The following is a 6,144-nucleotide window of genomic DNA, read 5'->3' on the forward strand; positions in this document are numbered from 1 at the left end:
GACCGTTGGGGGACCCGGGGGGTTGTACGGCTGTGGGTAACGGTTCGGACACCGTCTGACCTGGGCCTACGCTGGAGGTATGTACGCGCGAAGGCGGCACGTCTACTTCGCCATGATGGGGCTGTGTCTGGGCCTCTTCGTATCGGCCTGGGCCCTTGTGCGGCTCTGGTCCGTCCCGGCCGCCGTCGGTATGTGCCTGGTGGCCATGGTGATTCCGCCCGCCGCCGCGGTCGTCGCCAACCGCCGTGGCCCCGAGGACCGCTGGTGGGACGATCCCTCGGGGGATCCGAAGTCCGACGAGTGGTGGGACGAGCTGGACGGGAAGCGCAAGCCGCCGCAGTAGGACGGGACGTCGGGCCGCCCCCGTGAAGCATGCGGAAGAGCCGGAGGACCGCACCCAGTTCCTGGTATGGCGTCCAACCCCCAGGGGTGCGGCCCTCCGGCCGTTTCAGCGGGCAGCCGAGCGCTGCCGGTGCCGTCGCTCAGACGGCGATGGCGACCTCCGCGAGGCCTCCGGTCTGCGCGACGACCGTGCGGTCCGCGGTGCCGCCGGGCACGAGCGCCCGTACGGTCCACGTGCCTTCGGCCGCGTAGAACCGGAACTGTCCGGTCGCCGAGGTGGGCACCTCGGCGGTGAACTCGCCGGTCGAGTCCAGGAGTCGTACGTAACCGCTGACGGGCTCGCCGTCGCGGGTCACCTGACCCTGGATGGTGGTCTCACCGGGCTTGATCGTGGCGGCGTCCGGACCGCCCACCTGTGCTCCGCACATAAGTCGCTGTCCTCCGAGGGGATTTGAGGGAAGAGGAATCGGGAAGGGAGGGCGGGTTCAGTTGGCGCCGAGCTCGATCGGCACGCCGACGAGGGAGCCGTACTCGGTCCAGGAGCCGTCGTAGTTCTTGACGTTCTCGACGCCGAGCAGCTCGTGCAGCACGAACCAGGTCAGGGCCGAGCGCTCACCGATGCGGCAGTAGGCGATCGTGTCCTTGGCGAGGTCCACCTGCTCGTCGGCGTAGAGCTTCTTCAGCTCCTCGTCGGACTTGAAGGTGCCGTCGTCGTTGGCGTTCTTGGACCACGGGATGTTGCGGGCGGACGGGACGTGGCCCGGGCGCTGCGACTGCTCCTGCGGGAGGTGCGCCGGGGCGAGCAGCTTGCCGGAGAACTCGTCGGGCGAGCGGACGTCGACCAGGTTCTGCGAGCCGATCGCGGCGACGACGTCGTCGCGGAAGGCGCGGATCGCGGTGTTCTGGGCCTTGGCCTTGTACTCGGTGGCCGGGCGCTGCGGCACCTGCGCGCCGTCGACCAGGTCGCGGGAGTCGAGCTCCCACTTCTTGCGGCCGCCGTCGAGGAGCTTCACGTTCTCGTGGCCGTAGAGCTTGAAGTACCAGTAGGCGTACGAGGCGAACCAGTTGTTGTTGCCGCCGTAGAGCACGACGAGCGTGTCGTTGGCGATGCCCTTCGCGGAGAGCAGCTTCTCGAAGCCGGCCTGGTCGACGAAGTCGCGGCGGACCGGGTCCTGGAGGTCCTTGGTCCAGTCGATCCGGATGGCGTTCTTGATGTGGTTCTTCTCGTAGGCCGAGGTGTCCTCGTCGACCTCGACGATGGCGACGTTCGGGTTGTCGAGGTTGGCCTCGACCCAGTCGGCGTCCACCAGGACGTCGTTGCGGCTCATGTGCTGTCTCCTCCGGGGCGGTTGCGGCGGGGTGCGGGTGGTGCGGGTGCGGTGCGTCTGGGTGTGCGGGGGTGCTCTGCGTGCGGGTACGGGTGGGTGGCGGCGGCCGGGTTCGGGCGGCTGCGGCCCGGGTGTGCACGGGCACGGGGTGGCCTCGAGTCGGGAGCGGCTCAAGAGACCTGGGGGAAGCGGGGGGGGAGGTGCGGTGGCCGGGGTGGCTGCCGGGGTCCGTCCGTCCGCTCAGGCGGGGCGACAGAGCATGGCGGCGACGCGGCAGAGGTCCACTGCCCGCCGCTTCGTGAAGTCCGCTGCCTGTTGCTTCATGGAGCCGATCGTAGGGACGGATCGGCCCCGATGTCACCGGGCGTCCGCATTCTGGTACGAGATCGTCCAACTGTTGAGACGAGAGGGCTGTGAGGCCGTACGCTTCGGGGCTTCGCCGCCAGTGTCGCGCCCGTCACAGCCGGGGGCTGGACGAGGGCGTCTCGCATCGCGGGATGTGGGCGATACACGACGTCCTCGGGACAGACCCCGGGTGGAGCCGTGTGCCGGGTGCCGCGGGCAGGGCAGGTTAGGGTCGGTGGGGATCGACTGAGGCGGGGGAGCCCTATGCGCGGAGTGCGAATCACACTGATCATCGCCGTGATCCTCGGCGGACTCCTCGTCGCGGCCGATCGGATCGCCGTGGGGATCGCCGAGGACAAGGCCGCGGAGAAGGTGCGGGACAGCGAGGGGCTCGCGCGGACGCCGGACGTGTCCATCGACGGCTTCCCGTTCCTGACCCAACTGCTCGGCGGCGAGTTCGACGAGGTGTCGGTCGGGATCGACGACTACGACGCCCCCGCGGACGGCGTGGCCGGCGGCACCATCCGTATCGACGCACTCGACGCCACCCTGCACGGCCTCAACTTCTCCGACGGCTACGGCTCGGCCACCGCGAAGAGCGCGGAGGGCTCCGCCCTCATCGCGTACGACGAGCTCCTGAAGGCCGCGAACGTGGAGGAGAGGCAGGTCGCGCCGGGCGTGACGGCGCAGGTCACAGGGCTTGCGCAGGGGCCGGACGGCAAGATCGAGGTCGCCATCGAGATCACGGCCCTCGGCAGGAAGCTCCCGCCGGTCAAGGTGACCAGCACGGTCACGGTCGAGGACGGCGACACCGTCTACGTACACGCCGACGCCATGCCCAAGCTGGCCGGCGTCTCGCTCGCGGAGCGCAAGGTCCGGGAGATCACGGACTTCGAGCAGAAGATCGACAGCCTGCCGGCGGGCGTCGAGCTGGAGTCGGTCCGGGCGGCGGACGAGGGCGTCGAGTTCGCGGTCACGGGCTCCCAGGTGAAGCTGGCCGGGTAGGGGGCGTCCGGCCCGGCCGGCCGGGCACCCCCGAGGACGGACGGTCAGCCGTCGACGTCTTCCGGAAGCAGGCGGAAGGCCTCGTGCCCGGTCAGGGGGCGCATCATGCGGAAGTGCTTGTCCGAGGTGAACATCACCTCCGTGTCGTACGCGGCGGCCAGGGCCACGTTCATGGCATCGACGAGGCCGACCCCCTTGCCCCCGTCGGCGTCCCTGTAGCCGTCGGCCACCGCGATGGCGGTGCTGAGGTGCGGCCCGATACCGGGGACGGCGAACTTGCGGCGCGCGGCGTTGGTCTCGATGAAGCGCGCGGCCTTCAGGGCGGCCTCCGGACTCGCCCGCCGGGCGATCATGTAGTCGAGTTCCGCCATGACCATGGGCGAGACGACCAGATGCTCGATCCTGGCGAGCGCCTCGACGTGCTCCCGGTGCCCGCTGAATGAGGGCGTGAGGAGGCGAATGAGGGCGTTGGTGTCGGCGATGGCGACCGGGTTCACAGTCCGTCCTCGCCCATGCCGTCGAGAAGGCCGTCCAGCTCCTCGTCGGTCATGTCGGGACCGAGGTCGAGCCGGGGCAGTTCGATCTCGCCGATGGGACCCGGCGGGTAGGCGGGCACGCTCTTGTGGTCCATCGGCGTGAGGCGGGCCACTTGGCGGCCGTTCTTGGTGACCGTCACGCTTTCGCCGTGCTCGGCGGCGGACAGGATCTGCGAGGCGTTCTGGTTGAACTCGCGGGCCGTGACTTCCATGTAGTACATGTTACTAGTAACGTGCGGACCTGCCATTGGTTACGCGCAACGCGGCTCGGACAACAGTGCCGGTTCCGCGTCAGGGCGCATCCGGCGGCGGCACAGGCGCCCCCGGAAGCGTCAGCACCGCGACCGTGCCGCCCCCCTCCGCCGCCCGCAGGGCCACCGTGCCGCCGCTCTCCCTGACGGTGCGCGCCACGATGGACAGGCCCAGGCCCGAGCCGGGCAGCTGACGGGCGCTCTCGGAGCGCCAGAAGCGGTCGAAGACGTGCGGGAGTTCCTCGGCGGGAATGCCCGGTCCGTGGTCGCGCACGGTGAGTGTGCCGCGGTCCAGGGCGACCTCGACGGCGCCCTGGGGCGGGCTGAACTTGACCGCGTTGTCGAGCACGTTGACCAGGGCGCGCTCCAGCGCGGCCGCGTCGGCCCGTACGTACCAGGGCGCGAGCTCCGCCGTGATCTCCAGCTCGGGGCCGCGCAGCCGGGCGCGGTCCACCGCGGTCCGCGCGATCCGGTGCAGGGCGACGACCTCGACCTTCGCGCCCTGGCTGCTGTCCGGCCGGGACAGCTCCTGCAGATCGCCGATCAGGGCGGCAAGTTCGGTCATCTGCGCCTTGACGCTGGCGAGCAGCGCCCTGCGGTCGGCGGCCGGGATGGCCCGGCCGGTCTCCTCGCTGCGGGCGAGGAGTTCGATGTTCGTACGCAGCGAGGTCAGCGGCGTACGCAGTTCGTGGCCCGCGTCGGCGATGAGCTGCGCCTGGCGCTCCTGGGAGCTGTCCAGGGCGGCGGTCATCGCGTTGAAGGAGCGCGAGAGGCGGGCGATCTCGTCGTCGCCCTCGGCGGGGATACGGACGCTGAGGTCCTCGGTGCGGGCGACGTGTTCGACGGTCGCGGTCAGGTCGTCGACGGGTTTGAGGCCGGTACGGGCGACCAGGAGCCCGGCCCCGCCCGCCCCGACGACACCGATGCCGGCGACGGCGAGGAGGATGAGCGCCAGGGTGTTGAGCGGCTGGTCGATGTCGGACAGCGGTTTGGCGATCGAGACGGCCACCCGCTGGTCCCGGTAGACGCCAGGCTGCGTGAAGACGCGCATCCTGGTGCCGTCGGTCGCGGTGACGGTGTGCAGGACGGACGAGGCCCCGCCCTCCCTGATCACGCCCAGGTCGGCCGCGGTGACCGGCAGGCTCTTCGTGCCGTCCACCCAGCAGTGGCTGCCGTCCGCGAAGACGACCTGCACGGAGGCGCTCAGATCGCTGACGAACCGTTCCGCGTTCTCCGGGGCCGCCTGCGGGCAGCCGAGCCGTCCGAAGGACTTGGTGGCCTGCTCCACGTCCGCCGAACGCAGCGAGTCGTCCAGCTGGCTCCGCAGCTCGGCGCGGACCACCAGCCAGCTCGCCGTGGCGACGGCGGCCACCGCGAACGCGACCGCCGCGGTCACGAGCAGGGCGAGGCGGGAGCGCAGCGGCAGCCGCCGCAGCCGGCCGGCCACCGAACCGCTCACTCGGCGCCGCCCGCGCGCAGCACGTACCCCACACCCCGCACCGTGTGCACGAGCCTCGGCTCGCCGCCCGCCTCCGTCTTGCGGCGCAGGTACATGACGTAGACGTCGAGGGAGTTGGAGGAGGGCTCGAAGTCGAAGCCCCAGACGGACTTGAGGATCTGTTCCCGGGTGAGCACCTGGCGCGGGTGGGCGAGGAACATCTCCAGGAGCGTGAACTCGGTACGGGTCAGCTCGACGGGGCGCGATCCCCGTACTACCTCGCGGGTCGCCAGGTTCATCCGCAGGTCCGCGAAGGACAGCACATCGTCGTCGATCCGGTCCGCCGCCTGCGCGGCCGCGTACGAGCTGCGGCGGAGCAGGGCGCGGATGCGGGCGAGGAGTTCGTCCAACTCGAAGGGCTTGACCAGGTAGTCGTCCGCGCCCGCGTCGAGACCGGTGACCCGGTCCCCCACCGTGTCGCGTGCCGTGAGCATCAGAATCGGGGTGGTGGAGCCGGAGGAGCGCAGGCGGCGCGCGGCGGTCAGGCCGTCCATCCGGGGCATCTGGATGTCGAGGACGATCAGTTCGGGTGCGAAGACGGCGGCCTTCTCCAGCGCCTCGAAGCCGTCCGCGGCGACGTCGGTGGCATAGCCCTCGAACGCGAGGCTGCGCTGCAGCGCCTCACGCACGGCGGGCTCGTCGTCGACGATCAGGATGCGCTGCGGGGGGGCTTCGGCGGGGGTCACGGGTGAGGTTCCTCGGGGGTCGGGGGTGGGTAGGGGTGGGCGCTGTCCAGCGTCGCATGGTCGGGGGTGGTGCGGGCTGCGAGTTCGTGCACGCCGTGCGGGGTGCCGCTGTGCCCACCCGTGCCGCCCTGCGGCACGACTGCCCACAGCTGG

At 70.9% G+C, this 6,144-nt stretch carries 8 protein-coding genes; 2 read left to right on the plus strand and 6 right to left on the minus strand.

Annotation, left to right across the window (positions count from 1 at the left end; genetic code table 11):
- Positions 1 to 79: 79 nt before the first annotated feature.
- The gene (locus ACLF6P_RS11140) at positions 80 to 343 is read left to right on the plus strand and encodes a DUF3099 domain-containing protein (RefSeq protein ID WP_415949856.1); all 264 of its coding nucleotides are present in this window, start codon (positions 80 to 82) and stop codon (positions 341 to 343) included.
- Between the two features lie 139 nt (positions 344 to 482).
- Here ACLF6P_RS11140 and ACLF6P_RS11145 read toward each other — a convergent pair whose 3' ends face one another.
- Complete coding sequence (locus ACLF6P_RS11145) at positions 483 to 770, minus strand: DUF1416 domain-containing protein (protein WP_415949857.1); 288 nt, start codon at positions 768 to 770, stop codon at positions 483 to 485.
- 57 nt (positions 771 to 827) lie between these two features.
- Positions 828 to 1,670, minus strand: coding sequence for a sulfurtransferase (locus tag ACLF6P_RS11150; RefSeq protein WP_415949859.1), 843 nt, complete (start codon positions 1,668 to 1,670; stop codon positions 828 to 830).
- Positions 1,671 to 2,279: 609 nt separating this feature from the next.
- On the opposite strand from ACLF6P_RS11150, the gene ACLF6P_RS11155 reads away from it, so the two are divergent.
- Positions 2,280 to 3,020 carry an LmeA family phospholipid-binding protein gene (locus ACLF6P_RS11155; RefSeq protein ID WP_415949860.1) on the plus strand — a complete coding sequence of 247 codons (741 nt, stop codon included), beginning with the start codon at positions 2,280 to 2,282 and terminating at the stop codon, positions 3,018 to 3,020.
- 44 nt (positions 3,021 to 3,064) lie between these two features.
- On the opposite strand, the gene ACLF6P_RS11160 is transcribed toward ACLF6P_RS11155, so the two are convergent.
- The 4 genes from ACLF6P_RS11160 to ACLF6P_RS11175 all read right to left on the minus strand — a co-directional run bounded on the left by ACLF6P_RS11160 (position 3,065) and on the right by ACLF6P_RS11175 (position 5,991).
- Complete coding sequence (locus ACLF6P_RS11160; RefSeq protein ID WP_415949862.1) at positions 3,065 to 3,517, minus strand: PIN domain-containing protein; 453 nt, start codon at positions 3,515 to 3,517, stop codon at positions 3,065 to 3,067.
- On the minus strand, positions 3,514 to 3,768 hold the full coding sequence (locus ACLF6P_RS11165; protein ID WP_415949863.1) for a type II toxin-antitoxin system Phd/YefM family antitoxin: 255 nt from the start codon (positions 3,766 to 3,768) through the stop codon (positions 3,514 to 3,516). The genes ACLF6P_RS11160 and ACLF6P_RS11165 overlap by 4 nt, the downstream gene beginning before the upstream one ends.
- 79 nt (positions 3,769 to 3,847) lie before the next feature.
- Entirely contained in the window at positions 3,848 to 5,254 is a 1,407-nt protein-coding gene (locus ACLF6P_RS11170; protein ID WP_415949866.1) for an ATP-binding protein, read from the minus strand.
- Between the two features lie 8 nt (positions 5,255 to 5,262).
- A complete protein-coding gene (locus tag ACLF6P_RS11175) occupies positions 5,263 to 5,991 on the minus strand; it encodes a response regulator transcription factor (protein WP_415949864.1) in 729 nt (242 codons plus the stop codon).
- Positions 5,992 to 6,144 lie beyond the last annotated feature (153 nt).

This window comes from Streptomyces lothianensis (assembly GCF_047779955.1).
Taxonomy (GTDB): domain Bacteria; phylum Actinomycetota; class Actinomycetes; order Streptomycetales; family Streptomycetaceae; genus Streptomyces.